A 25,654-nucleotide genomic window follows, 5' to 3' on the forward strand; every position below is an offset into this window, starting at 1 on the left:
GAAGAGTTTTAAAATTTAAAAGTAACGTTACCCATTAAACGACGAGGCATTTGTGGTTCAACAGTTGACCAACCACTGAAATACTCTTTGTTGGTCAGGTTATCTACTTTCAAGCCCACTCTGAATTTTTGTACACCATAAAATACCGTTGCATTCAGCACCGTATAACTTGGCAAAGTAAATACGCCTGTTATAGCATTGTTGGTGATTTCATTTTTGCCAGCATAATTTCCACCAAAACCTAAACCTAAGCCTTTTGCTTGTCCTTTTAGGAAAGTATAGCTCGCCCAAAAATTCACCAAATCGGCTGGTCCAGCACTATTAGGACGACGGTTCAATAAACTTTCAGCTACTTTAATTTGCTTACTGTCGTTATGAGCATAGCCAAACATTACATTCAAACCATTGATTGGATTTGCTACTAAATCAAATTCAACACCTTTACTTTGTTGAGAACCATCTTGAACAGTAACATTGTACTGTCTTCCATCACGAATCAGGATGTCTGAACGAGTGATATTATTAACCATGATGTCATAATAACTTGCCGTCAAACTCAAGCGATTATGTAAAAGGTCTAGCTTAATTCCTCCTTCGTATTGGTTGGCTTGTTGTGGTTTAAAAGTTCCGTCGATGTCTGCAAAAGGCTGCGTGACAGGTGCTACATTTCTGAAACCATTCATATAATTACCAAAAATGGCAACTTTATCTTTTAGCAATTGATACACCAAACCCAATTTTGGCGAAAAAGCATCTTGTTTATAATTACCAGAAGTAATGCCAGTAGCAAAATTGGTCGTTCCTACATTTTCAAAATGGTCGAAACGCAAACTTGCCATTACCATTAATTTTTCTGTAAGATTAAACACATCCGAAACATAAGCACTGTAGGTTTTCGATTCTGTTTGCGATTTCGTTGGCGAAGTATTCGCCGCCAATTTTGCATCTAAAGCTTGTTTCGTTAACATCGCATAACGTGGGTCATTTTCTTTGCTGGTATTTATTTGGTCGAATAAAATATAAGCAGAGCTATTGTTATGCGTAATCAGTTGCAAGTAATCAACGCCCACCAAGAAACGATTACGAATTTTTCCGATGTTGAAATCGCCAATAAAGTTTTGTTGAAGATTGGTCGTTGTTCCTACAGCAATTTGGTCGCTAATTAAACGATTTATCAAAGTATCACTCGCTTGTTGATACATGACATAAGAATAGTAACCATCTGAATTTCTGACACTTTTAGAAATATTCGTTTGCGATGTCCATTTATCAGAAATCTTGTAATTTGCCTGACCGAATACATTTAGCGTGTTGTTTGTAATGGTAATATCGTTACTTGTATAAGAACGGAAATAATTAAATTGCAATTCTTCTGGTGTTTTCGCAATTAATGGACGAGCTCTATTCAAGAAAATCATCAATGGATTTGTACCCGTTTGCGTCATGAATTCTGTCGTAATATTCACCGACAACTTTTCATTCACTTTATAAGTAAGGCTTGGTGCTACAAAAGTACTTTTCCTAAAACCTGCATCTTGAAAACTACCTTGATAATTATTAGAACCATTGATTCTCAATAAAGCTTTTTTCTCCTTATCAAGTGGCGTATTCACGTCCACAGACAATCTGCTTAAATCATAACCACCTAAAGAATAGCTAATTTCTCCGCCAAAACTTTCGTATGGTTTCTTGGTAACAATGTTCAACAGACCGCCAAAAGAAATCAAACTACTTCCAAAAAGTGTCCCTGATGGACCTTTGATACTTTCAATGCGTTCGATATTGGCTGGGTCAATTCCACCGTTGGTTTGTCCAGCTACACCATTAATCATAGTTGGTTGTACCGAAAAACCACGCATTGAAAAATAGCCTGCACCGTCTCCGCCCCTTCCTGTGGCTGTCCAAAGGCGATTGACACCCGGTGCATTTTTAATAGCATCGTCAAAACTTGTCACCAATTGTTCCTTCAAAAGTTCTTTACTCACCACATTATAAGCCTGTGGATTTTCGAGGTTTTTCAAAGGCATTCTAGCTACAAAATCCGTTTCTTTTTGGGCGAATTTGTTATTCGCCGATACCACTACTTCTTGCAATTGATTGGCTGTTTCGGCTAAAGTAAAGTCAACGACTAATGTTTTTCCTGCTTTTACTTCTATGCGTTGCTCTTTGGTTTCTAATCCGACTAAACTTACTTTAATCGTAAAACTTCCTGCTTTTACACGCTCCAAACGGTATGCTCCGTTTACGTCAGAAATTGTTCCTTTCGTCGTGCCATTCAATTGTACATTTACAAATTCGGCTGGCTTGCCATCAGCAGTACTGATTTTCCCTTTGATAATGGCATTTTGAGCAAAAACAGCATTAGCACTCATCAATAGCGTGATAACAATTGCTGTACTCTTTCTAAAAAAGTATAAATTTTTCATGGGTTAATTATTAATTGTACTCAGTATTTTTAAGAATTTATTGAGGGTTTAACATGAGAATCCCTTACCCCAAAATTTCAGATATTGGGGTAATAATTGATTTTTAATAAACTTTACTTTGATAAACGATTCAAAACAAAACCAAGCTTTTAGCTATATACTTTGTTAGTAGTAGTAACTGTGGCTTGCTTTTTTCGTCTGCCCCACCAGATAAATACACCTGAAATGGGTAAACTAGCTGCCACTAAACTCACTAAAAAGGCAAGTACTTTTCCCGCAAAACCAAAGATTGCCCCAACGTGAATATCATAATTCATTCTAATGGCTTTGTCTGCTAATTTTGCTTCATGGAATCTGCCATAAAGATGATTTACCGATAATTCTTTCAAAGTATATTGGTCGAAGTATCGGTAATCAGTTTTCCAGTATGTGCCGATTTCAGTATTGATATTAACATTTATCGAAGCAGAATCAGACTCAGGAATGTGCACTTCCATCGTTTTAGCGTCGGGATGTTCTACCAACATTTTCTGCCAAATTCTATCAATCGCTGGCGATTGTGCTGTTACGGCTGTTTTCTGTTTAATATCTGAATATACTTCTGAAAAAACGGTCGATTTTTCGCCTCCCAAACGCCAATAAACCGAATTAGCAAACCACTGAAAGCCCCAAACCAAACCCGTTAAGGCAATGATTAACACAACCCAAGCCGAGTAAAAACCTAATACATTGTGTAAATCATAGTTTTTACGTTTCCATTTTGTGGTATTTTTCCAGCGAAACCAGAAGCGTTGTTTTGCGGCACTTTCGTTTTTTGGCCACCATAAAATAATACCTGAAATCAACATCACGACAAAAACTAAAGTTGAAATTGCCACCGTTGGCTGACCAATATTCGGCGGAAGCCATAAGTAATAATGCCCCATAAGTACGATTCTGAAAAAATCGCTGTCCATATCTTTTACTTTCAGCACTTCGCCTGTGTAAGGATTGAGGTAAGCAATGTAATAATAGGACGGCTCGTAATGATAAAAAATAGCCTGAGCCGACTTTGTTTTTTCAGCATACATCACAGCATGAAGCTGTTTGTTTGGCAAAGCTTTTTTGGCAATTGCTTCTAACTTAGAAGGTGCTAAAAATGCTTTATCTTGAGCTTCCACAAAGCGAAAAGGCTGAGTAAAGTCTTGTATTTCTTCTTGAAAAGCGTATAAGCAGCCTGTAATAGAAACAATAAACACCACAATACCAGACGCAAGCCCAAGCCAAAGGTGAATCTTTCCTATTATTTTTTTAAAATTTTGCATACAATCTTACTATATTTGATTAGGATTCAAAACCAACAATTGATATGGAACTTGTCAGAGAAATCATTGTACCCACTCAGAATACTTATACCCTCAATCTTCCCGATGAGATGATTGGAAAACAGGTAGAAGTCATTGCTTTTGAGATTGATAAAGTTGATAACAATGTCATTAGCAGAGAAAAATATTTAGAAGACATTCAGAATATTTTCAAAGACTCCCTTGTTGATTTAAGCAACTTTAAATTCAATCGAGATGAAGCCAATAACTACGACGATGAATAAAATTGCAGTTGACACTAATATTTTAGTTTATTTATACGATGTCACTGATGAAAAAAAGCGTAATGTTTCTGAAAAATTAGTTGCTGAAAAACCTGTTATCAGCCCTCAAGTTATTTCTGAATATATAAACGTTACAAAAAGGTTATTAAAACTCCCCAAAATCGAAATACTCAAAAGATGTAATTTAGTTTTTGAGAAGTGTATTATTAGTCCTCTTCAATCTAAAACACTTTCTTACGCATTGTTCTTGTTAGAAAAGTACGACTTCCAACTTTTTGACGCTATTATTGTTGCTTCTGCTTTAGAAAGTAATTGTAGTATTCTCTATTCAGAAGATTTACAACATAATCAATTGATTGAAAGTAGTCTTAGAATCATTAATCCTTTTTTGTGAATTCTATTTTAAAATCTATAATTAATACTCAATCTTGCATTACGTAAAGCCTCTGTTTGTGAAAAATAGTAGTCATTCCAAGCATAAAAGCCCCCACCTGTAATGAGATAAGTATTGAAAAGATTATTGACATTCAAGGCTATCCCAAATTTATCAAACTGATACGATACTGCTCCATCAAAACGAGTATAATCGGGCATTGTAGGGTCAACGGCTTTGTTGTAAGCTCCGTACCAATTGGTTCTTCCTGCTAAATGTTGTACGCCAAATGATAAGCCCAATCCTTTTGCTTTCCCCGATTGGAAACGATATTTCAACCAAGTATTAAAAATATATTTGTCTGTTCCGGGTACTTGTCTGCTTACTTGTGAGCCGTCTGTGTCTTGCGTTACTTTGGCATCCGTTATCGCATAATTCATCGTAAGTTCTAAGCCCTCAAGCACTTGTCCTCTTACATCAAATTCTAAACCTTGCGTTTGTGTTTGTCCTAACTGAATAGAGAAATTTAGATGATTTGGGTCTTCTGTCAATACATTATTTTTAGTGATTTTATAGGCTGCTACCGATGCCGTCCAACGTCCGTTCAACCATTCTCTTTTCAAACCAATTTCTTTGTTATCGCCGATAATTGGGTCAAATTTCTTTCCTTCATAAGTACCGCCAGCTTGTGGAATAAAGGCTTTGTCATAAACAGCATATACGCTTGTACTTTTATCAATTGAATAACTCAATCCTACTCTTGGCGTAAATTTACTTACTCCTACCGTTCCCGAATAAGGGTCAGTATCATTGGTTGTTGTGTAGCGACCTGCTAAGGTAAAACGTAATTTATCGTTTAGAAATCGTACTTCATCCTGAGCATAAAATGCCGTGTAGCTATTATTGTAATGAATACCACGTTCACGGATGTCTAAACTCCGGTCGAATTTTGGATAGTCTTTGGTTGCTACTTGTCCGTAAACAGGATTATATACATTCAGATTGCCAATAACACCCGCTTGAGCCCAGTCGTGATAATAGTCTTTATTTCCCATATCAATTCCTGCCAAAATACGATGCTTAACGATTCCTGTTTCTACATCTCCATTCAAGAAGAATTGCCCTACTTTCGTTTCTCCTAAAATATCCCAAATAGAAGTCGTTCTTTTTAGAGTATCGCCACTAAAGCCCGATGCCCAAAGGCTTTGTCCTACTTGGTCGTAATGCAAATACGCTAATTGCCCCGTAAATTTCCAATTGGCATTAATACTATGCGAAAGCGTTAAAAACAAAGATTGGTCTTTGATAGTCGTTGGTTTTAAATTAGGTTCTAAAGTGGTGAAATTATAAGGCAAATCACTAATTCCTTTTGCCGAAAAAGCATAAGCAGAACCAATGGGCGACATCTCAACGCCTTGATAAGTATATTCTGCTGTTAATGAAGTATTCGGATTGATTTGGTATTTAATTACAGGAGCTATCGAAACTCTATTGTTGTATTCAAAATTGCGATGAGTACCTTTCATTTGTCCCATTACGTTCAAACGATACAGTATTTTGCCGTCTTTACTCAATTTTCCATCAAAATCTGCGGTACTGCGGTACGTTCCGAAGCTTCCAACCGTCATGCCAATTTCTGATTTAGTAATACCTGTTGGTTTTTTGGTGACTACATTATAAAAACCGCTTGGTTCGCCACTGGCAAGCATAAATCCTGCTGGACCTTTTACGATTTCAATGCGTTCAACCATACTCATATCTTCCGTAAGTGGCCCCCAAGTTTCGGTTACATTCATACCATTTCTGAAAGCGGCAATTCTTGAACCACGCATCACAATACGGGCGTAAGTTTCCCAATGTTCCGAACGTGACGCACCACTTACATTACGAGTAACGCCTTCCGACATATCAAAAATCTGTTGGTCTTTTAATGCTTGTGCCGTAACAACTTGAATATTTTGTGGAAGTTCTAACAAGGGTGTTTTAAAACGAAGGGAAATAGAAGGATAATCCGTTACATACTTACTTGGATTCGATACCACAACTACTTCTCTTAATTGCTTGCTATCTTCTGTTAAAGTAAAATTGATTTCTTTACTTTCTCCTGCCAAAAGAGTTACACTTTCTTTCTGAGCTTCTAAACCTACAAAACTCGCTTGTACTGTATATTTTCCTGGTTTTATTGCTGTAATTTCATAATTACCATTTACGTCTGCTATTACTCCTTTATTTGTTCCTTTCAATATTACATTTACAAATTCTGCTGCTTTTCCATCACTTGTAAATACTTTTCCTTTTACTGTTGCTGTATTCTGAGCAAAGGCAATCACACTATTTAAAAATATAACGCTACTGAAAACAACCTTTATGACCTGTTTTGATAATTGTTTTTTCATGATAATTTTTATAAGGATTAAAAAAACTGTATTCGCCAATGTGGTTTTGACTCTGCAAAGATTATACTTATTTAGACTAATTCAAAATAATTTTCATTTTTATTTGGAATCTTTCTAAATAATCATTTACCTTTGTCATGCTTCTTTGGGAGACTTGAGGACGAAAGAGGCAAGATGCAAGAAACGAGACAAATTGTATGGACTTGAAGACTTTAGGACTGTAAGAAACAAGAAGCAAAGAGAAAAGAAGTAATTACTTTTTCTTGAGAGTTGAAACTTGAGGGAATTTTTAAAGATAATTTCAATATTTCATCGAAACCTATCAATCAACAATTAATAGTTAAAACTAAGCTGAGAACCGAAATAAGGGTACTCATTATCAACACGACTTATGAAAGGGTTAATTTCCTTACTGATTATATTGGCTGCGTTCAATTTATTTGGACAGCAAAAGAACATTGTAAATGATAGTCTAAAAACAAGTAATTTGAATGAAGTTGTTGTAACCGCTACTCGCAATGAAAGAGCTTTAAACGCTGTACCCATGCCTGTAACACTGATTGGGCAGAAACAGATTCGGGCAATGGGTTCATTGCGATTAAGCGAAGTACTTGCGGAACAAACGGGACTTTTTATCATGAACGACCACGGACAAGGCATTCAAATTCAAGGTTTTAGTCCAGATTATACTTTAATATTATTGGATGGAGAACCTTTGGTTGGACGAACGGCTGGTACTTTAGAATTATCAAGATTGGCGGTTGCGAACATTAAACAGATTGAAATTGTAAAAGGACCGTCATCAAGTTTGTATGGTTCTGAGGCTTTGGCGGGAGTAGTCAATATTATTACTGAAAGACCAAACGGCACAAAAGGCTCTTTTTCAGCAAGATACGGAACGAATCAGACGAGCGATTTAGCTGGAAACGTGAGTATGAAAACGAAAAAATCAGGGTTTAACCTTTTTTTAAATCGTTATGCTTCTGGCGGTTACGACTTTACGCCTGAAACTTTCGGAGCAACAGTATCGCCTTTTCAGAATTATACCATTACGCCAAAGTTTACTTATGATTTTTCAAAAAGTGTCAGTTTGAATATTTCAACAAGGTATAATCTTGAAAATCAACAAAGTAGCTTATTGGTTGGAAGCGACCAAATCGCTGGAACAGGTTCGGTGAAGGATTGGAATATTAACCCAAGTCTGAGAATTGCCTTCAATCAAAATATAAAAGCAGTTTTCAGATTTTATAATACGCATTACAAAACCAATTCTGAACTTTTATATCAGAAGGACAATAACGTATATGATGCTACGTACTTTTTTCAAACCTTCCAAAGACCCGAAATTCAGGTGGATTATGCTTTAGGAGAAAAACAATTTTTAACGTTGGGCGTCGGTAAAATTTGGGAAAGTGTAGAGGCAACTCGATACGACGATACCAAAAGATTTGAAACCAATTATGGTTTCTTTCAATACGAAAATTTACTGGTGAATGCTCTAAACCTAACAGTTGGCGGTCGTTTTGACGCTCACTCCGCTTACAAGTCTCAGTTTAGCCCTAAAGTATCGGTGGCTTACGACTTATCTAAAAAGGTAAGGCTCAACGGCTCTGTTGGAGTGGGTTTCAAAGCCCCAGATTTCCGACAATTGTATCTCAATTTCACCAATGCTGTGGCTGGTTATAGCGTATTTGGCACACAAGAAGTCGCTTATAATTTAGCTCGTTTACAAGCCGAAAATCAGATTTCAGAAGTATTATTTGATGTGAATAGACTTGGAGAATTAAAAGCTGAAAGTTCACTTGCTTATAATTTTGGCGGAAAAGTAGATTTAGATAATGGGCTGAAAATCAAAACAAATGTTTTTAGAAATGATATTTCAAACTTGATTCAAACCCAAGCCGTTGCACTAAAAACCAACGGACAAAGTGTTTTTAGTTACATGAATCTCACCAAGGCTTTTACGCAAGGTATTGAATTGGATGCTAGTTATACAATTGCAAATCAACAATCGCCCATTACACTGAGTGCTGGTTATCAGTTTTTGGAAGCAAAAGATAAAGAAGTTGTTGATAAAATTGAAAAAGGAGAACTGTTCAGGCGTGACCCTGAAACATTGATAACCGAAAGAGTAAAAGCATCTGATTACGAAGGACTTTTCAATCGTTCTCGTCATTCTGCAAACTTTAAAGTATTCTACGAAAACACAAAAAATGGATTAACAGCTTCATTAAGAGGAATTTATAGAAGTAGATACGGTTTTGCTGATTATAATGGAAATGGAATTGCCGATGTTGACAATGAATTTGTAAAAGGCTATGTTACTTGGAATATTTCAGCCAGTAAAACCTTCAAAGAACAATTCAGACTACAAGCTGGGATTGATAATGCACTTGGTTATACAGATACTAAAAACATTCCAAATTTAGCAGGAAGACTCATTTGGTTAAGTCTAGGCATAAACCTTGAAAGGCACAAGATTACAGAACAATAATTAAGAGCTATGAATTATGAGTGATGAGTTGTGAGCTTAATTATACAGTAATTAATTCACTCAACAACATCGTTTATCTTACATAAGCTACTTAGTCGTGGATTTTGATTGTGGGAAGACTTAGAATTCACGAGAATATAGTAAATGACTACAATTTTATCATAGTTATTTCTAATCGATTTAGTTTTTTTCTTTTCGTTCACATGGTACAAAAACAGCCTTGGCTTATCAAGGCTGTTTTTAAAAGCTTTCTACTAAACTTTATCAAGATGAAAGAGACACAACAAAAACATATCATTTTAATCGAAACAGATAATGCCAGCGCTTGGCAATGCAAGTGTTGCAATGAAATACAAATTCAATTTAAAAACACATTGATGACTTTTGAATGGCTTTCAATGATTCGTTTTTTGAAAAAATTAAATGAAGCACCTCATGCTGAAAAATTTTATGTCATAGAATTGTGCAATTTAAGAGATATTCCATCCATACAAACAGATGTTTTTTCAGCAGGAATTTGTTTAAGTAATACCGAAATGAAAGAGTTTCTATTTGTATTGCACACAGCTTGTGAAAGAATTGATTTAGAATTGATTTTCAGAAATACACTTCATAACAACTAAGTAAATGGTACAGATTGAAACGCATTTTAGATGCCCAGTTTTTTCAATGAAAATCAGCGGAAAAACTACTCAAGAAGACACCAGAAGCTATTTATCCGAAATGAGTAAGTTGATTGGTAAAAATGAAAATTTCGGTTTACTCTTCGATTATCCAGAAGGAAATCTATGTCGTGAAAGAGGTGTCATAAAATTAGAAACTACTTGGTTCAAACATTATCGTAGAGAGTTTTCAAAACAGTGTTTTGGCATTGCAATCGTTACAAAATCATTTTTCATGGCAAACGTCTATCACCATATTGTACAATATTTAGCCAAACGTACTTATGGCTGTCCTGTAAATATTTTTGAAACTCGTTCCGATGCTCAAAGATGGTTAATGGACTTGTATTTAACTCCTAAACAATAAAATCAATCAGATGGAAACATTAGTGTTTAAAACAAACATTGCCTCTCCTATTGGGATACAAGCCATTTGGGACGCACTCAAGTCAATCGGAATTAGCAATTTCAACATTGACTTTCACGATGTGAACAAGATTTTAAAAATTGTCTCTGAACAATTTACGCCTTGTGAAAAAATCATTAATGCTCTTGCAGGCTTAGGTTATCAATGCGAGAAAATATCGTAAAATCAAATTAAACAGCTTTGGGCTAAAGGCTCAAAGCTTTCATTACCATACAATTAACTCACACAAAATGAATTCTTTTCAAAAATTTACCTTATCAACATTAGTAATTAGCACTCTTTTTTCTGCTTGCAAAAAAGACGATGAAGTAGTAGTACAACCTGTAAAATCTGAAACAGTAAAAGATTTACCCGCCGACCCAACCACTTCTGTTGGAGCAAACGGACAGCCAACTAGCACAGGAAAATATACTTTTTTTAGTTTTAAAAACGGTATCGTAGCAAGTACAGACTCTGCAAGTTTGAAATGGGACATTGCTTTTAAAGCAACGACAATCATTACAAATGGTGGAACTTCAGGAAGTGGACAAGGCGGAGCTGTAGTGTTGAACGGCATTTTTAATGAAATTACAGAAGTGCCAGCATCGGCAACTTTTGCACAAGATTCCAAAACAGCATTTGCCATCCCGACAGGCTCTGGAAATGGCTGGTATAGCTACGCAAATGGGATTATTTCACCAACTGCAGGGAAAGTGATTTTAATCAAAACAGCCGACGGGAAATACGCAAAAGTAGAAATTCTGAGCTATTACAAAGGTGCACCAACAACGCCTGCTATGACCGATGCTGCTCGTTATTATACTTTTAGATACGTTTATCAACCTGAAACGAGTACAAAGTTTAACTGATCATATTGAATCGCTCAATGAGAGAGTAAAAGACATCACTCTCTTGCATAAACTGCCACTGCTTTGCGGTGGTAGTTTTTCTTAAATTTTGGATGTCTGATTTCGGATATCTGATTTTTTAGATTCATTACTGAGCTTTCAAAAAATTTCTTAGCTCAATACTTCTTGTTTAAAGCTATTCTTATGGAAAATTCACACGATTTCAATACTTTAACCGAAAATGAAAACGGTTATATTGGCTATTGTCCATGTTGCAGGAAGTACAATCTTGCATACAAAAATTCCTTATTCATTCTCAATGAATTTGAGTTTGGTGCTTTTCAAGATATGTTAGAAAACAGAGTTGGCATTCTTGATTTCTGGACTTCACATGGCAAAGAATTGATGATGCGAACGCCCTTGAAAAACTATTATATTTTGTGGAAAGAGAGCGAAATTGACGAAGTATTGGAAATGATGGAAGAGATTGCTTTGTTGGTAGAAGCTCATAGAGCGGTAAACGTGAATAAAAATTAAATGATTTTCTATTAGCATGTGAATTAATTCACCTGCTAATAGAAAACAACTTATACAAATAACTTATTGATTATAAGTTGTTTATACATCATCACTCCGCACTCCAAACTCGACATTTATTTCAGTTCTTTTCCTACAATATCTTCCCATTTATAAAAATGGAAAGTACGGTCATCGCTCATGGCGATGAATAATCCTTTTTTGAAAGTACCATTCAAAGGTACAGAAACCACTTCTGAACCATCACTTTGTACCGCTTTTACTTTTACTACTTTCAATAAAGTATGCTCGTGGGGGTTTTGTGCTGTTCCTTCACGACTAAAAATATGAAATTGGTTTGCTCCTTGGTCTGAAACTAAAATATAACCTGTATTTCGTGACGTCTGATAAATAGAAATTCCTTCATGGTCTTCGGTAAAACCTGTGGTGGCAAACAAAGCCAATTCCTGATTTCCTTTTGAAGGTTCAGCAAAATACTTTCTTACGCCAACGCCTTCGTCGGAATAATAGATATAGCCCAATTCGTCATCAACGGCAATAGATTCTATTTCTTTTTTGCCGCTATAAGCTCCAAATTTTCTTACCAACGTAGCTTTTATTTGTCCTTTTCCGTCATCTTCCAACAAGTACTGCCAAAGATAAGTACCATCTGTCGGACCAGATTTCCTGCCGACAATCGCATAAATTTTTCCTGCTTTATTTTTGTAAAGTGAAATTCCCATCAAATCACGAAACTCAGCTCCTGTTTCGTTTTCAAAAACTTCGATGCCACCATTATCAATGGCTTTCATCTCTGGCAAAGTGTAGATTCTGAGCTTGTGTGTAAAACGTTCTGTCGTTACTGCAATGTCTGTGGCTTTATTATTAAGTATCAAACCATACTCAATATCCACATTATCAGGTCTTTTCAGGTTACGAACTACTTTATCTTCTTGAATTTTCCCTTCTAAATCATACACATACAAAGCTCCGTCGATGTCTTTATCTGTGCCAATAACAAGACTTTTACTGGCATCTTGCGGATTAATCCAAACAGCAGGGTCGTCGGTATCGTGTTTTACTGGTTCAGTAATAAAAGTAGGCTGGATAATCTGTTGTTCGCTGTTATTAGTTTTTGTTTGAACTGCTACTTGTTTACAAGCAGTAAGCGAAAAGCCAAGCAAAAAAATGCTTAAAATCCGTTGATTCATTATTTTCTCTTTTTTTAATTGTGTGTTGGATATTGAGTGAGTTGTGATTGAGCGATTAAAAGATTAATAACTCATCAAAAATTCAATGATTGTTATTTGTTAGATTTTTATTTTATCAACCACTAATTCACTCAATCACAACTCACTCAATCACAATTATTTAACTCCAAAAGCACCAATATAAGAAGCTGGTTCTGGCGATTTGTAAGTTTGTCCGTTTATCGAAAGACCTTCTTTAAAATTTCTGCTAAAAGTAGTAATTCCTTTGTTCAAAGCTGGTGAACCAGTTGACAAGTGGAAATCCCAAGTAGTTGAGAAATCGGCATTTGATTGACTCGTACTTACTGGATAATTCACAAATTTTGGGTCATTATCACCTGCTTTGTTACTAATAATATCGTTTGTTCCAGTTAAGATTTCAGTACTTGGTTGAAATTGATTTACTCCTTCTTGAGAATACGAATAATACAAAGAATTACTTGCCTTAGAACGACTATCTTCTGGTTTTTTCACATCTCTTTTAATACCAAAACGACAGTTTGCCATCAAATTATTGTACAATTCTGCACGCACACTTGCTTCTAACCAAATAGAACCGCCTTTGATGGTTGGTCTTCTCCAACCTGTATTTACAATCGTATTGTTGTAAGCCACGATATATGCTTGCGGAGTACGGTCGCCAGAATTTGATAATTTCAAGGCATTTGTGTTAGTGCTGTAAATTAAGTTATAAGCAACGTCAGCCACACAACCCGATTTGATATTAATGCCTTCGCCACCGCTTTCGCCAGTTGTATGGAAAATGTTGTTTGTAAAAATAATACTTCCGCCTTCTAAATAAGTACAGTCATCATGCCAAAAACGAACCGTTGAATTTTGCATCACCAATTTCCCTGCTGTGTTAGAAAACCATATCGCTGGGTCGAATTCACCGCTAACGGCTTTGTATAAACCTTGTTTTACAGAAGTTGAAGATTCCGTGGTTACTGCTCCGCCATACTCTAAAATCGCATTGCTAAGTACCAATTCTGAACAAGTTTTTGAAGCTAAAATCCCACCCCAAAGTTTTCCAAATTTGTTTTTCGTAATTCTTGCACTTTCTGGCACAGTTAATTTCACTGGATTTGCTGTACTTCCTAATACGTACAAATTACCGTTTACAACGATTTCAGGCTTAGTCGTTGTGTCCATTACTACGGTTACGCCTTCTTCAATTGTCAAACTTTTTCCTGCTGGAATAATGATGTCGGTTTTTACTTGAATGATAGAGCCTTTTGACCAAGTGCCTGATACTTCACCTGTTACCGATTGTTCAACGACTGGCGTTGTCGTGTTATCGTCTTTGCTACACGCAGCGAACAAGGTCATCAATAACATGATGCCCACAAACATTTTTGAATTTTTCATGATAAAAGTAAATGTTAAAATTTTTGAATTAGTATTTGAATTTTATGCCGATTAGATAACTCCTTTGGTAATAGTCTTCTCGAATCAAGGTTTTGCCATGACTGCTGGCTTGGTCTGGAATATTACTGTTTACGGGATTGGTATTTTTGATAAAAACTCGCATCGGAGTATTCAATAAATTGTTGGCTTTGGCAAAAATCACCCAACGGTCGTTGAGTTTTTTTTCTACCGAAAAATCCATTTGGATAAAGGCTTCTTGCCATAAATCATTATCCAAAAACTGCGAAACAGTATTGATACGCTCGCCTGTATATGAAGCCGCTAACTGGGCATCCCAGCCTGTTTTATTGTTTTTATAGAGTAAAGAAAAATTACCGATATGTTCCGATTGCCCATAAAGTGGACGAGTTTGATTAACAGAAATAGAACTCAAATTCCCTGCACTGTCACGCACTCTGATATTCTTTTTGGTGGTGATAGAAGAATTGGTATAAGTATAATTCGCTTTGATGCCGAAGTTTTTGAAGTACTTAATGGCATCTAATTCAAAACCATAATTGTTGGCATTTCCGAAGTTTCCGGGTGTATAAAAAACGTCTTGTCCACGAGTTTCATCGACTTGTAAAGTATATTCAATCGGATTTTTGATGGCTTTATAAAAAATCCCAGCCATTACTTGGTCTGTTGGATTAGGAAAGTATTCGTATCGTAAATCAATATTATCGGCTATAGCACGCTGTAAATCTGCATTTCCTCTTTCTTGAAATTCTTCATTTACTACTTTTCCAGGCACAATTTCAAAAAATCCTGGACGATTGATAGAACGGAAATAAGAAGTACGCAAGTTTTGAGCGTCGTTCAAACGATGTTTGATATTCAAACTTGGTAAAAAGTCAGTATAAACTTGATTGCCAGAAGGACGAAGTTCGCCCAATGGAAAAAGCATTTGATAACCTTGGTCTGTATTTTCAACCCTAAGTCCACCGATGATTTGCGTAGCTTTTGTACTCCATTTTGCCATTACATAACCTGCCGCAATTTTTTCAGTAGCATCATAATTCAAAGCCGAAGCGACTGTTCCTCTTGGGTTTTGAACGGTAAAATTTACTTCGTCGTAACTATTAAAATCTTTTCCAAATACCGCAAAAGGATTCGTTGGTTGAAGGACATAATTATTATAAAAATTACTTCTTTGCTTATCTCGATACAATACGCCCGTACTGATTTCCAATGGATTAGCTTTCCAAGCACTTAGATAAGTAAGATTCAGATAAGTCGCTAAATCTCTATCATCATTATGTTCCCAACGGCGACTACTTTGCTCTGGATAGAGTTTGGTTTCTACAAAATTTTCTCTTTTGCCCAATACGCTAAAACTGGTATTATCTGGCGTTTGATTTGAAGCTGTAGAATACACCGCCGACCAATTGAATTTTAATTTCTCATGGAATTGATGCGTTCCTTGCAAAGTACTGTTAAAGATTTGCTGTTGCGTTACTCTTGAACGAATCCCGAAAGTCAAGCCTGCATTTCCTTTCTCAGGGTCGTAGCCGCCCGAAGAGTATTCTGTGGTTTTGGTATCACGCAATTGTTCATTCAGCAAATTCATATAAGCATTGTACCACTGAATTTTATTGTTTTCGTTCAATCGAAAATCTATTTTAGCGTGCAAGCCCAAACGCTCCTGACGCTCAGAGTATTGGCGTTCTGCCAAACTGGTAATTCTTGAGGTCTTTTCTGTATCATAAACCGTTGAAGAATAAAATTTGCTATTACTTCCACGATAAGTATTTTGAAAACTTCCTGCTAAAATTACGCCCAAACGATTTTGTAGGAAACGGTTTCCGATAGATAAACCGCCTACAATATTTGGCATTGGTTTTTTACTTTGAAGTGTTAGCGTTCCTTTCGGAAAATCTTTGGCTGTGGCAGAATAAGTACTTCCGTTTAATTCATAAGGCGATAATTGCTGAATCTGGCTGGCATTGAAGCTTGTAAAATCACGATTTATAAATAATTCATTATAACCACCAGACAAATTTCCCTTGATTTCTAACTGATTCGGTGCGTCTTTCATCACCATATTTACTACACCACCAACGGCATCACCTTCTAAATCAGGTGTTAATGTTTTGAATACTTCTAATCGTCCTAACAATTCTGAAGGAAAAATATCTAAAGGCACATAACGATACTTATTGTCGGGACTCGGAATTTTGATGCCGTTCACCAAAGTATAATTGTAACGCTTGTCCATGCCTCTCAAAATGGCGTATTGTCCATCACCATTGCTGTTGCGTTCAATAGAAACGCCCGATACTCTTTGGATTAAATTTGCTACCGTCAAATCTGGTGAAATTTCAATGGCTCTTCCTGAAACAATATTCATCAACTGGTTGGCTTTTCGTTCTGAAAAACGAGCAGCATTTTCAGTTGATTTATCGGTACTGGCTCTTACCACTACTTCACTCAAAGACTGTTTGGCATCAGGCTCTAAACTAAAATTTAAAGAAACATCTTCTTTACCAATCGTGATTTCTTTAGTGATACTCTGGTATGAAACATAACTAATTTTTACTTGATATTTCCCCACAGGCAACTGCTTGATGCTGAAAGAACCGTCTAAACCTGTGGCATCATAAAAGCCTTTTTTATCCAATCTTACATTCGCACCAATCATAGGTTCGCCTGTTTCTTTGTCGATTACTTTTCCGCTGAATGTTCCTGAAAAAGCAGTAAATGACAGTAGGATAAAACAACTTATTAGGCTGTAAATTCTGTTCATGTTTTCTTTGTATTGTTTTTATTTCACTTGTTGATACTTGTGTCTGTCAGAGAAATAAAAAAATATTTTGCACTCGTTTTTTTGATGAGACAAAGGTGCAAATACAATCAGAACAGAAGCAAATTTTGGGCGTTACAAAAAGGCAACAGCGTTACAAAGCCCATAAACAAGAAGGCAACAAGAGTAACAATTTTAAATCAAATTACTGATTATCAATTATTTAAAAATAAATATTCGCTACATTATCAAATTGTTACCGTTACATTTCCAAATCATTAAGCACTTACAAAGCTTGAATAAATGCCGAAAGACTATCGCCTTGAGCAAGGTTTAATTTCTTTCTTAATCGGTATCGAACTACTCTTAAACTATCTTGAGAAATGCCTAAAAGCGAAGAAATATCGGCAGAAGTAAGGTTCATTTTTAGCAAAGCAATCAATCGTAAATCGTTCGCCGTAAGGTTATCGGAGGTAGCTTTTAGTTTATCAAAAAAGCTTTGATGTACTTGTTCAAAAATCCCTCTAAATTCTTCCCAATATTGGTCATGATTAAAACTTTGGTTGATTTCCTGCATGATTTGTCGAAGCTGACGTTTGGGGTCTCGGCGGTCGTCTTTAATCATTTCTTCTAATCGGTGATAGAGTTTTTCAAGCAATTGATTCTTCTGAATCACGTGTAGCGTATGCGAACTCAATTCTTTTGTTTTGATTTCCAAAAGGTTTTTCAAGTTCTCTTCTTCCAAAACTTTGTTGCGTAAAGCTACTTCCATCAAGGCTTTTTGCGTTTCAAACACATGGTTTCTTTCTTCATTCAAAACTCTTTCACTCTTGATTTTCAAACGCTGACGACTGATGATAACCGTTGCCAAAGCTGCCAACAAAATCGTAACAATGCCAATGGCAAAGCCCATGATTTGATTTTGCTTTCTGGCATTATTGAGTTGCTCTATTTCATTATTTTTTTTTGTAATGTCATACATTACTTGCAGCAAAGCCAATTGCTTATTGCTGTTTTCGTCGTAAATATCTAAAGCCGTTTTTCGGCTCAATTCTAAATAATGAAAAGCACTATCATTGCGACCCATCAAATTATAGGCTTTGGCGATGTCACGATAAGCTCCCGAAAGTTGATAAGTTTCTTTAGAAACTAAAGCCAAATCCAAGGCTTTTTTCGAATAGACCAAACCCTCTTTTAGCTTTCCTGTTTTCCTAAACACATCACCCAAATTATTCAGGACTTCAATTTGAGCAATATGATTTTTAGTTTTTTGATTGGTTAAAAATGCTTGTTGATAATAGAAATAAGCCGAATCGTAACGGGCTAAATCCTCATAAATACTTCCAATATTTTCATAAATCTTAGACATTCCCTGACGATTATTGATTTTCTGATAATGGCTCATCGCTTGTCGTTGATAGGTAAAGGCACTATCGTACTTCTGTTGTTTTTCATACAATTGTCCTATTTTGCCCAATGTATTTGCCATGCCCAAATCGTTTCTGGTACTTTTATAAATGGCAAAAGCTTCGTCATAATGCTGTCGAGCAAGATTTCGCTGACGGTTATAGTAATACAAAACACCCAAATCATTGAGGTTTTCTGCCAATAAATCTTTCTTTTGATTTGCCCTGAATAGCTTACTGGCTTGCAAATGGAAATCTAAAGCCTGCGGATAATGCCCAAAATGATAACAGATTTGCCCCATTTGTTGCAAGTAAATACCAGATTGTACGGCATCTTTCTGCTCGTTGGCTTTCGTATATTTTTCTTTCAACAACCGAAAAGTAGCGTCTGGATTATGAGAGAACAAGCCAATATTTTCATTCTCATCTTGTTTAAGCGATTGCGAAAAAAGGTTGGGAAGAAAAAGAATGATTAGCAAAAAGCTTTTTTGAAAACGAAATAAGGAGTAATGTTTGACGTAATTCATAAGGAGTCTCAAATAAAAAATCCTCTAAATTTCCACTTGATACTTCTCATAATTTGTACGCCACACAGAAGTTTAACAAACATTTAATGTAACGATGATGTGCTTAGCCTTTTTAAATTTGACTTTTGTGGCGATTTGATGAAGGAAAAGAATAAAATAAGTTTTTGATTTTTGACTAATTATGGGTTAAATTGCTTTTACAGATTTCATCAATTCACTTCAATAAATTTTAAAGTCTATCAATTTTTGATAGTATTTCAAATGAAAAAATCAATAAAACTATTCTTCTTCGTTCTTTCATATTTGTGTTTTTATAGTGGCTTTTCTCAGGATTTAACCCAACAAATCATTCCTAACCGCACAAATAGCCAAGAACAACAGCAAAAACCTTATGTTATTTTAATTTCGGCAGATGGTTTCAGAGCAGACTTTACAGATAAATATCAAGCAAAAAATCTTCGTAAATTAAGTAATGATGGCGTAACGGCTTCGTTCATGTTTCCGTCTTTCCCTTCACTTACTTTTCCAAACCACTACAGCATTGTTACAGGAATGTATCCATCACATCATGGTTTGGTTGATAATTCTTTTTATGATGCTCAACGACAAGAAAATTATGGAATGGGTAATAAAAAAGCGGTTGCAGATGGCTCATGGTATGGCGGAACGCCACTTTGGGTTTTAGCAGAAAAACAGCAAATGCTCAGTGCCAGCTTTTATTGGGTAGCTTCTGAAAGTAATATTCAAGGTACTTTGCCTACTTATTATTACAATTACAACGAGAAAATTGATATTGATACTCGTATTCAAACGGTAAAAAATTGGTTACAATTGCCAGAAGATAAACGTCCGCATATTATTACTTTCTATTTTCCTGAAGTTGATCACGAAGCACATACTTATGGTCCAAACTCAAAAGAAACCGAAGAAGCCGTGCATTTTGTCGATAAAAGTATTGGTAAACTCGTATCTACGGTAGATTCTCTTCATTTGCCAGTAAACTTTGTTTTCGTTTCTGACCACGGAATGACAAAGGTTGAAAACGAACATCCAATGCTTTTACCTACAGCAATTGACCCCGCTAAATTTATCATTCCTCGTGGCGATGCTTTACTCCAGCTTTATGCAAAAGACAAAAAAGATATTTTGCCAACTTACAAAGCCTTGAAAAAAGAAGCGAAAGACTTTGATGTCTATTTGAAGAAAAATATTCCTAGTCGTTGGCATTATGGGAAAAAAGACGACAAGTATAATCGTATTGGCGATATTTTACTTGTACCTCATTTACCAAAAGTATTTGGCATTACAGGAAAATCGACTACTCCAGGCAAACACGGTTTCGACCCAGCTTTGGAGGATATGCACGCAACTTTTTTTGCTTGGGGACCAGCTTTCAAAGCAAAAACAAAAATTGATGGTTTTGAAAATGTGAATATTTATCCAATGATTAGCAAAATACTTGGCTTAAAATACGAGCATAAAATCGACGGCAAACTGAAAGTTTTAGACGGAATTTTAAAGAAGTAAAACGAAAAATCTCAGATGGTCAAAATGTCCATCTGAGATTTTTTAATATTCATTAATTTCTAACTGGTCACTTATTTTCCTAATGGACATTTTGACCATTTGAAAAATACCTAGTTTAATATCAATTTGAATTCTTGTAAAGCAATTTCAACAGCTTCAAAAGCTTGGATACTTCTAGTTTGATAAGCTTCGTTAATCGTACTTAACACTTTATTATACTTTTCTTGAGCAATATCAATTTGATTATTCTCCGTACTTTTCTCTTTTGTTACTTGTTGTAAAATTTCATCTACTTTTTCAATATCATTAATTGATTGATTTTCTTCGTGCGATTTTGCTAATAATTGAATCTTATTTTTGTCAACTTTCTTTTTTCCAGAAAGTACTTCATTACGAAGCGTTGGCGTTAATTTTTCTAATCCTTCAGCAAAAGCGGCATCTCTTCTAATCGTTTTTTCTCCAACGTTATATTCTTTTGCTAATCTTTCCGCAGTAGTTATTTTAGGCTCTTTTTCCAAATGGACATTTTGACCATCTGAATCTACTTCCTCTTTTTTGCTTTGTAAATTATCAATAACATCGTTTTTCTCGGTATTATAACGCAATCCACGTAAGTATGATGCCTGTTGTGCATTCAGGTTTCTTCGTCCCAATTGCAAATCAATCATGTGTTCTTTTACTTCTTTAAATGAATTGAACGACAATAATTGAACATTGAAAGTAATCCCGAATTCTTTGCAAATTCCATAGCGATTATGTCCATCAATCAACACATAGGCTGGTTCGAATTCGCTTCCTAAGCCAATAACGTCTTTGGTGGTTTCCCAAAGTAATAAAGGATCCTTACAACCATTTGCCAATAAATTAGCTTTTAGTTGTGCCAATTCAGCGTCTAACAGTGGCGGAATAAAACTTTTTAATTCTTCAAGAACAGTAATATTCTGTTTAATCGACTCCAAGGGTGAAAAACTACTATTTGTAATCGCTACTCTTGCTTTCTCTGCAATCGACATTTTGATGTTCTTTGCCATTTTCTAAAATGTTAATTGGTTTAAAATAATGATAAGTACTCGTCACAAAACTCTTCGTAGCATTTTGCCGCTTCTGAATCTTTATCAAACGTTCTGATAGGAATTTGCTCAATTTGTGCTTTTTGAAAAGCAATCAAATGCTTAATCTCTTTATCAAAAACTTTGGTATGCGGAAAAATACTTCTCACGGTCTCTTTAATGCCATCGTGAACGGTATTTTTTCTAACCATCGTAAACACAATGCCATCCACTTGTAAGGCTGGATTAAATATCTGACGAGCTTCCGAAATACGTTCTAATAAAGTATTTAAGCCTTTTAGGGCCGACATTTCTGGCAAAAGAGTAATCAGACAACTATTGGAAGCCTGCATCGCACTCATCGTAAGAATATTCAATGACGGCGGACAGTCAATCAAAATAAAATCATAATTCTGACTCAATCTTGCAATCAAGATTTTCAAACGTTGCTCTCCGCCTACTTTATTCACTAATTCTGTTTCAGCTTTTGCTAATTCAATATCAGACGGTGCAATGTCCAAATTTTCGCCAATATTATAAATGGGTAAATTCGCCAATTTCACCAAACTTGTATAAACTTGTTGTTCATCACGAATCTGTACATCAAAAATTTGACTCAAATTTCCCTGTGGGTCTAAATCAATAATCAGTACTTTAAAGCCTTTTTTGGCAATTGCTTCACCCAAATATCCAGTTGTAGTCGTTTTACCAACTCCACCTTTATGATTAATTACGGAAACAACTCTAGCCTTTTCATACAAATCAATTGAAAACCCATAAGAAGTAACTACAGGTAAAAGTAACTCTAAATGCTTTTCACTTAAATTACGTTCTCCTTTCAATGCTTTGGCTAAAGTATCCTTAGCAAGTCCAGCTTCTCTTTCCAATGTCGCCACTGAAATTGCATTTCTTCTTCTGAGAAACCTCAATAATAATTCTTGAGTCAACATTTATATAATGATTTGAAATGAAAATATTATCAAATGTACTGGTTTTGCATGATATATTATACAAAATATACAAAACAGCATAAAATATCATACAAAAAGTCTTGTGTAAGTTTTTTTAAAATAAAAAGAAAAAAAATCTCTCTCTCAATCTTTTTCTTTTTTGAGAGAGGCTTTTTTAATATATTTTTTAAAAGAGTTTTTTAATATATTTTTTAGCACCTCTATAACTAACTGAAAATCAATATTTTATATTACATTTTGGCAACAAATTGTAGGTGGTTTGGCAACAAATTGTAGGTGGTTTGGCAACAAATTGTAGGTGATAGGCAACAAAATGTAGGTAATTAAGCAACAAATTGTAGGTAATAGGCAACAAAATGTAGGTGTTAAGCAACAAAATGTAGGTACTTACTAATTATGAATAAAATCAATACTCTTTAAGTTGATGATTTATAGATATTTATAAAATCGTTAGGCAACAAATTGTAGGCTTAAGTACAAATTACTATAAAAAAACTTGGAAATGTCGATAATCTTCTCGGTTTGAAGTATTAGGCAACAAATTGTAGGTGAAATCTCTTTTTTAAGGTTTTAAAAATCTTTTAAAAATTGTGTTTTTTCATCCTCTCTACTTATCCATTTTATTTACAAAGCTTAAAGTAAAATGAGACATCCTTTCTATTAATTAGGCAACAAATTGTAGGTGATTTTTAGAAGCTTTCAAGGCTTTTTTCCGACTAATTAAGCAACAAATTGTAGGTGAAAATAAGAAATATGTCTTGTCGGCTGTTTGTATCATATCTTCTGATTCTTTTTCCTTGAATTAAGCAACAAATTGTAGGTAAAACAGAGATACGCTAGTCTATATACTTCCTTTATGATAATTGAATACTAATTCTTTGGGATTTCAATCAATTTTCCAGCTTAGAAAGATATAAATTTCAATCAATATCTTAATTATGCAACAAATTGTAGGTATTCTTATGAAATATAGGCTTTTCGTCCTGATTAAATCATATTTTATTAGGCAACAAAATGTAGGTAAATAATTAGTTAAAGGTAATTATCGGATAATAATCTTTGTTTTTGTGGATGTGGATTAAAATAACAACCAAATATTCTGTAAAAAATAGACCACTTTGGAAACATTTTTTTGTAAAGTTGCCAAAAGAAATTAGTTTTGTATAGGTAACCAATATGCAGATGAAAAATGAATTAGAACCAAGCTTGAGTATTGAATTATTTCAGAACAATCCAGATTATCTGATTTTCAATAATCCATTAGCCAATCCCAAATTCATTAGAAGAATTTCTAAGAATGAATCGGTTTCGGTAGATGATATTTATACCAGAAAATTATTCATTGAAATAGCCTCTCGTCTAAAACCCTCACATTTGTTCGGAATGGAGCAAAACGAAAGTGTTTGCTTTACCATTCATATTAAAGACTTTTTAGAAAGAATAGGAGTAACTCACAAAAAGGGGTATAATTATTTGATAGAAAGTGCGGAAATGCTTCAAACAACTTTATTAAAGTGGCGTGAAGGAAAATTAGAAGTAAGTACGACGATTATTTCTCAAATGATTCACGACGAAGGTTCTGGGAAAATCCAGCTTTTCATCGTGCGTGATTTAGCTCAAAAGATTCTGGAAGTAAACGAAAGAGAAAATTTCAGTTTCTTGAAAGAGAATTTCTTTAGATTACAGAATAGCCAATCAATTAAATTATACCCATTTTTTAAGTCTTGGTTAAACAAAGGTTTTTATGAAATAGACATTGAACGCTTCAAAATTCAATTTGAATATAATACCAGCGGATACCTGAAATTCTCGAATCTTGAAAAAAGAGTACTCATTCCAGCCATTGAAGAAATCAATGATAAAACAGACATCTTTATTACCTACCAAAAGAAAGGAACTAACCTTGATAAATTACGGCCAAAAATTACGGGGTTATTGTTTGTAATAAAGCTCAAGAAAAAAACACCATCGCCAGAAATGGACGATATGATTAAACACATTGAATTCAAAAGTTTCTCAGAAATGACGGAACCTTTGGAACAAAAAGAACAGCCAGATAACAATACTTACTTATATACACTATTCAAGAAAATCAATTTAGTAGAGAAACCAGAAGCAAATACGATAGAAATAGAGATAGATGCTTATGTAGAAAAGAATGGGAGAGAAGTAGTAGAAGATTGTTTCAATGCTTTAATAGATAAAAAAGTTGTAGTGCGGAGTATGGCATACTTTAGTACGAAAAATTTATTTGAGCAACATCAAGGCTATACCAAACAGAAAAAGAAGAAAGTAGAAGAGAAAAAACAGAAGGTTAAACAGGAAACAGAGAAAGCAAATAAGCATGAAGAGTTTAAAAAACTTATAATACTATTTAAAGAAGCGGAACTGAATTACTTTGAAAGAAGATATGATGCTTTGACTGATAACGATAAGCTTACCTTAATAAATGAAATGCAGGAAGCTGGTCGAAATAGCGAATGGTATTTTAGTGCAGACAATCAACCAACGCAAATAGCCAAACAGCACATGGGTATGATTTTCTCCTTAAGAGATTTATATAATCCATATAACCGACTTGAAAAATTCCAATATTGGATGAGTAAAGAAGGAAGAGAAGTAGAAATATCTGATGATATGATACAATTACTAAATTATTAGTCTGTTATTCATCAGTATAGATGTAAATATCCAAGTTACTTTCAAAAAGGAGCTTGGATATTTTAGTTTTATCTAGGCTACATTTAATTTGCACAAAAAAACAATATGTTTATTTTGTGTATTTTTATAAATATTTTAATTGTCTAAAATTGAGTAGTTTTAGTCATTACTTTTTAGTTGTTTTTTATGGAAAATTTTTTTGATTTTAACTTATTGATAAACAGGGTATTTGCGAAAAACTTTCAAAAAAGTTAATTTTTTTTAATGTGGAGTCATTGTATTTCGAAATAAACCTTGCATCTTTGCACTCCCAAACGACGCCAACGGGCTGAGATAGGGGGAAATAGTTAGAGTAATTAAGAAGATAATTACTAGCAAGATTTGGTAAGATTAAGTGATTAGTT

19 protein-coding genes are annotated in these 25,654 nt (G+C 34.8%); 10 read left to right on the top strand and 9 right to left on the bottom strand.

The features are described from left to right. Nucleotides 1-8 precede the first annotated feature (8 nt). Nucleotides 9-2,426 (bottom strand): TonB-dependent receptor, encoded by a 2,418-nt coding sequence (locus VB776_RS11805; protein ID WP_323329238.1) that lies wholly within the window; start codon nt 2,424-2,426, stop codon nt 9-11. A 149-nt stretch (nt 2,427-2,575) separates the two neighbouring features. Then, nucleotides 2,576-3,730 (bottom strand): PepSY-associated TM helix domain-containing protein, encoded by a 1,155-nt coding sequence (locus tag VB776_RS11810; protein WP_323329240.1) that lies wholly within the window; start codon nt 3,728-3,730, stop codon nt 2,576-2,578. Between the two features lie 44 nt (nt 3,731-3,774). Between VB776_RS11810 and VB776_RS11815 the strand changes: the two genes are divergently transcribed. Together VB776_RS11815 and VB776_RS11820 are read left to right on the top strand one after the other, a co-directional pair. Continuing rightward, nucleotides 3,775-4,014: a hypothetical protein gene (locus tag VB776_RS11815; RefSeq protein WP_323329242.1), complete on the top strand. Its 240-nt coding sequence runs from the start codon at nt 3,775-3,777 to the stop codon at nt 4,012-4,014. After that, a complete protein-coding gene (locus VB776_RS11820; RefSeq protein WP_323329244.1) occupies nt 4,007-4,408 on the top strand; it encodes a PIN domain-containing protein in 402 nt (133 codons plus the stop codon). The genes VB776_RS11815 and VB776_RS11820 overlap by 8 nt, the downstream gene beginning before the upstream one ends. An 8-nt stretch (nt 4,409-4,416) precedes the next feature. Here the strand turns inward: VB776_RS11820 and VB776_RS11825 are convergent, their stop codons facing one another. Then, nucleotides 4,417-6,783 carry a TonB-dependent receptor gene (locus VB776_RS11825; RefSeq protein WP_323329246.1) on the bottom strand — a complete coding sequence of 789 codons (2,367 nt, stop codon included), beginning with the start codon at nt 6,781-6,783 and terminating at the stop codon, nt 4,417-4,419. A gap of 391 nt (nt 6,784-7,174) precedes the next feature. Here VB776_RS11825 and VB776_RS11830 point away from each other — a divergent pair, with 391 nt between their 5' ends. The 6 genes from VB776_RS11830 to VB776_RS11855 all read left to right on the top strand — a co-directional run bounded on the left by VB776_RS11830 (nt 7,175) and on the right by VB776_RS11855 (nt 11,730). Then, the gene (locus VB776_RS11830) at nt 7,175-9,277 is read left to right on the top strand and encodes a TonB-dependent receptor plug domain-containing protein (protein WP_323329249.1); all 2,103 of its coding nucleotides are present in this window, start codon (nt 7,175-7,177) and stop codon (nt 9,275-9,277) included. 269 nt (nt 9,278-9,546) lie between these two features. Then, nucleotides 9,547-9,900, top strand: coding sequence for a hypothetical protein (locus tag VB776_RS11835; RefSeq protein ID WP_323329251.1), 354 nt, complete (start codon nt 9,547-9,549; stop codon nt 9,898-9,900). Between the two features lie 4 nt (nt 9,901-9,904). Next, entirely contained in the window at nt 9,905-10,306 is a 402-nt protein-coding gene (locus VB776_RS11840; RefSeq protein WP_323329253.1) for a SpoIIAA family protein, read from the top strand. Nucleotides 10,307-10,316: 10 nt separating this feature from the next. Next, on the top strand, nt 10,317-10,529 hold the full coding sequence (locus VB776_RS11845; RefSeq protein WP_184134048.1) for a hypothetical protein: 213 nt from the start codon (nt 10,317-10,319) through the stop codon (nt 10,527-10,529). A 67-nt stretch (nt 10,530-10,596) separates the two neighbouring features. After that, the gene (locus VB776_RS11850) at nt 10,597-11,214 is read left to right on the top strand and encodes an HmuY family protein (protein ID WP_323329257.1); all 618 of its coding nucleotides are present in this window, start codon (nt 10,597-10,599) and stop codon (nt 11,212-11,214) included. A gap of 183 nt (nt 11,215-11,397) precedes the next feature. Then, the gene (locus VB776_RS11855; protein WP_323329259.1) at nt 11,398-11,730 is read left to right on the top strand and encodes a DUF6686 family protein; all 333 of its coding nucleotides are present in this window, start codon (nt 11,398-11,400) and stop codon (nt 11,728-11,730) included. 116 nt (nt 11,731-11,846) lie between these two features. Here VB776_RS11855 and VB776_RS11860 read toward each other — a convergent pair whose 3' ends face one another. From VB776_RS11860 to VB776_RS11875, 4 genes are all read right to left on the bottom strand, one after another. Further along, nucleotides 11,847-12,920 carry a phytase gene (locus VB776_RS11860; RefSeq protein ID WP_323329261.1) on the bottom strand — a complete coding sequence of 358 codons (1,074 nt, stop codon included), beginning with the start codon at nt 12,918-12,920 and terminating at the stop codon, nt 11,847-11,849. A 156-nt stretch (nt 12,921-13,076) separates the two neighbouring features. Beyond that, nucleotides 13,077-14,327, bottom strand: coding sequence for a right-handed parallel beta-helix repeat-containing protein (locus VB776_RS11865; protein ID WP_323329263.1), 1,251 nt, complete (start codon nt 14,325-14,327; stop codon nt 13,077-13,079). Between the two features lie 28 nt (nt 14,328-14,355). After that, entirely contained in the window at nt 14,356-17,112 is a 2,757-nt protein-coding gene (locus tag VB776_RS11870; RefSeq protein WP_323329265.1) for a TonB-dependent receptor, read from the bottom strand. Nucleotides 17,113-17,395: 283 nt separating this feature from the next. Beyond that, the gene (locus VB776_RS11875) at nt 17,396-19,042 is read right to left on the bottom strand and encodes a tetratricopeptide repeat protein (protein ID WP_323329267.1); all 1,647 of its coding nucleotides are present in this window, start codon (nt 19,040-19,042) and stop codon (nt 17,396-17,398) included. A 261-nt stretch (nt 19,043-19,303) separates the two neighbouring features. On the opposite strand from VB776_RS11875, the gene VB776_RS11880 reads away from it, so the two are divergent. Then, nucleotides 19,304-20,569 carry an alkaline phosphatase family protein gene (locus tag VB776_RS11880; protein WP_323329269.1) on the top strand — a complete coding sequence of 422 codons (1,266 nt, stop codon included), beginning with the start codon at nt 19,304-19,306 and terminating at the stop codon, nt 20,567-20,569. 110 nt (nt 20,570-20,679) lie between these two features. Here VB776_RS11880 and VB776_RS11885 read toward each other — a convergent pair whose 3' ends face one another. Beyond that, nucleotides 20,680-21,600 (bottom strand): ParB N-terminal domain-containing protein, encoded by a 921-nt coding sequence (locus VB776_RS11885; RefSeq protein WP_323329271.1) that lies wholly within the window; start codon nt 21,598-21,600, stop codon nt 20,680-20,682. Nucleotides 21,601-21,620: 20 nt separating this feature from the next. After that, nucleotides 21,621-22,568, bottom strand: a complete 948-nt coding sequence (locus tag VB776_RS11890; protein ID WP_323329273.1) for a ParA family protein — start codon at nt 22,566-22,568, stop codon at nt 21,621-21,623. A 1,203-nt stretch (nt 22,569-23,771) separates the two neighbouring features. Here VB776_RS11890 and VB776_RS11895 point away from each other — a divergent pair. Further along, complete coding sequence (locus VB776_RS11895; RefSeq protein WP_323329275.1) at nt 23,772-25,250, top strand: replication initiation protein; 1,479 nt, start codon at nt 23,772-23,774, stop codon at nt 25,248-25,250. Nucleotides 25,251-25,654 lie beyond the last annotated feature (404 nt).

Origin of the sequence: Arcicella gelida (assembly GCF_034931025.1) — a bacterium.
GTDB classification, from domain to species: domain Bacteria; phylum Bacteroidota; class Bacteroidia; order Cytophagales; family Spirosomataceae; genus Arcicella; species Arcicella gelida.

Bases quoted from the DNA above. Each gene is read 5' to 3' on its own strand.
- VB776_RS11825 (WP_323329246.1), bottom strand. From the start codon at position 6,783: ATGAAAAAACAATTATCAAAACAGGTCATAAAGGTTGTTTTCAGTAGC.
- VB776_RS11895 (WP_323329275.1), top strand. From the start codon at position 23,772: ATGAAAAATGAATTAGAACCAAGCTTGAGTATTGAATTATTTCAGAAC.
- VB776_RS11860 (WP_323329261.1), bottom strand. From the start codon at position 12,920: ATGAATCAACGGATTTTAAGCATTTTTTTGCTTGGCTTTTCGCTTACT.
- VB776_RS11810 (WP_323329240.1), bottom strand. From the start codon at position 3,730: ATGCAAAATTTTAAAAAAATAATAGGAAAGATTCACCTTTGGCTTGGG.
- VB776_RS11840 (WP_323329253.1), top strand. From the start codon at position 9,905: ATGGTACAGATTGAAACGCATTTTAGATGCCCAGTTTTTTCAATGAAA.
- VB776_RS11845 (WP_184134048.1), top strand. From the start codon at position 10,317: ATGGAAACATTAGTGTTTAAAACAAACATTGCCTCTCCTATTGGGATA.
- VB776_RS11880 (WP_323329269.1), top strand. From the start codon at position 19,304: ATGAAAAAATCAATAAAACTATTCTTCTTCGTTCTTTCATATTTGTGT.
- VB776_RS11820 (WP_323329244.1), top strand. From the start codon at position 4,007: ATGAATAAAATTGCAGTTGACACTAATATTTTAGTTTATTTATACGAT.
- VB776_RS11850 (WP_323329257.1), top strand. From the start codon at position 10,597: ATGAATTCTTTTCAAAAATTTACCTTATCAACATTAGTAATTAGCACT.
- VB776_RS11870 (WP_323329265.1), bottom strand. From the start codon at position 17,112: ATGAACAGAATTTACAGCCTAATAAGTTGTTTTATCCTACTGTCATTT.
- VB776_RS11835 (WP_323329251.1), top strand. From the start codon at position 9,547: ATGAAAGAGACACAACAAAAACATATCATTTTAATCGAAACAGATAAT.
- VB776_RS11805 (WP_323329238.1), bottom strand. From the start codon at position 2,426: ATGAAAAATTTATACTTTTTTAGAAAGAGTACAGCAATTGTTATCACG.
- VB776_RS11875 (WP_323329267.1), bottom strand. From the start codon at position 19,042: ATGAATTACGTCAAACATTACTCCTTATTTCGTTTTCAAAAAAGCTTT.
- VB776_RS11815 (WP_323329242.1), top strand. From the start codon at position 3,775: ATGGAACTTGTCAGAGAAATCATTGTACCCACTCAGAATACTTATACC.
- VB776_RS11830 (WP_323329249.1), top strand. From the start codon at position 7,175: ATGAAAGGGTTAATTTCCTTACTGATTATATTGGCTGCGTTCAATTTA.
- VB776_RS11865 (WP_323329263.1), bottom strand. From the start codon at position 14,327: ATGAAAAATTCAAAAATGTTTGTGGGCATCATGTTATTGATGACCTTG.
- VB776_RS11885 (WP_323329271.1), bottom strand. From the start codon at position 21,600: ATGGCAAAGAACATCAAAATGTCGATTGCAGAGAAAGCAAGAGTAGCG.
- VB776_RS11855 (WP_323329259.1), top strand. From the start codon at position 11,398: ATGGAAAATTCACACGATTTCAATACTTTAACCGAAAATGAAAACGGT.
- VB776_RS11890 (WP_323329273.1), bottom strand. From the start codon at position 22,568: ATGTTGACTCAAGAATTATTATTGAGGTTTCTCAGAAGAAGAAATGCA.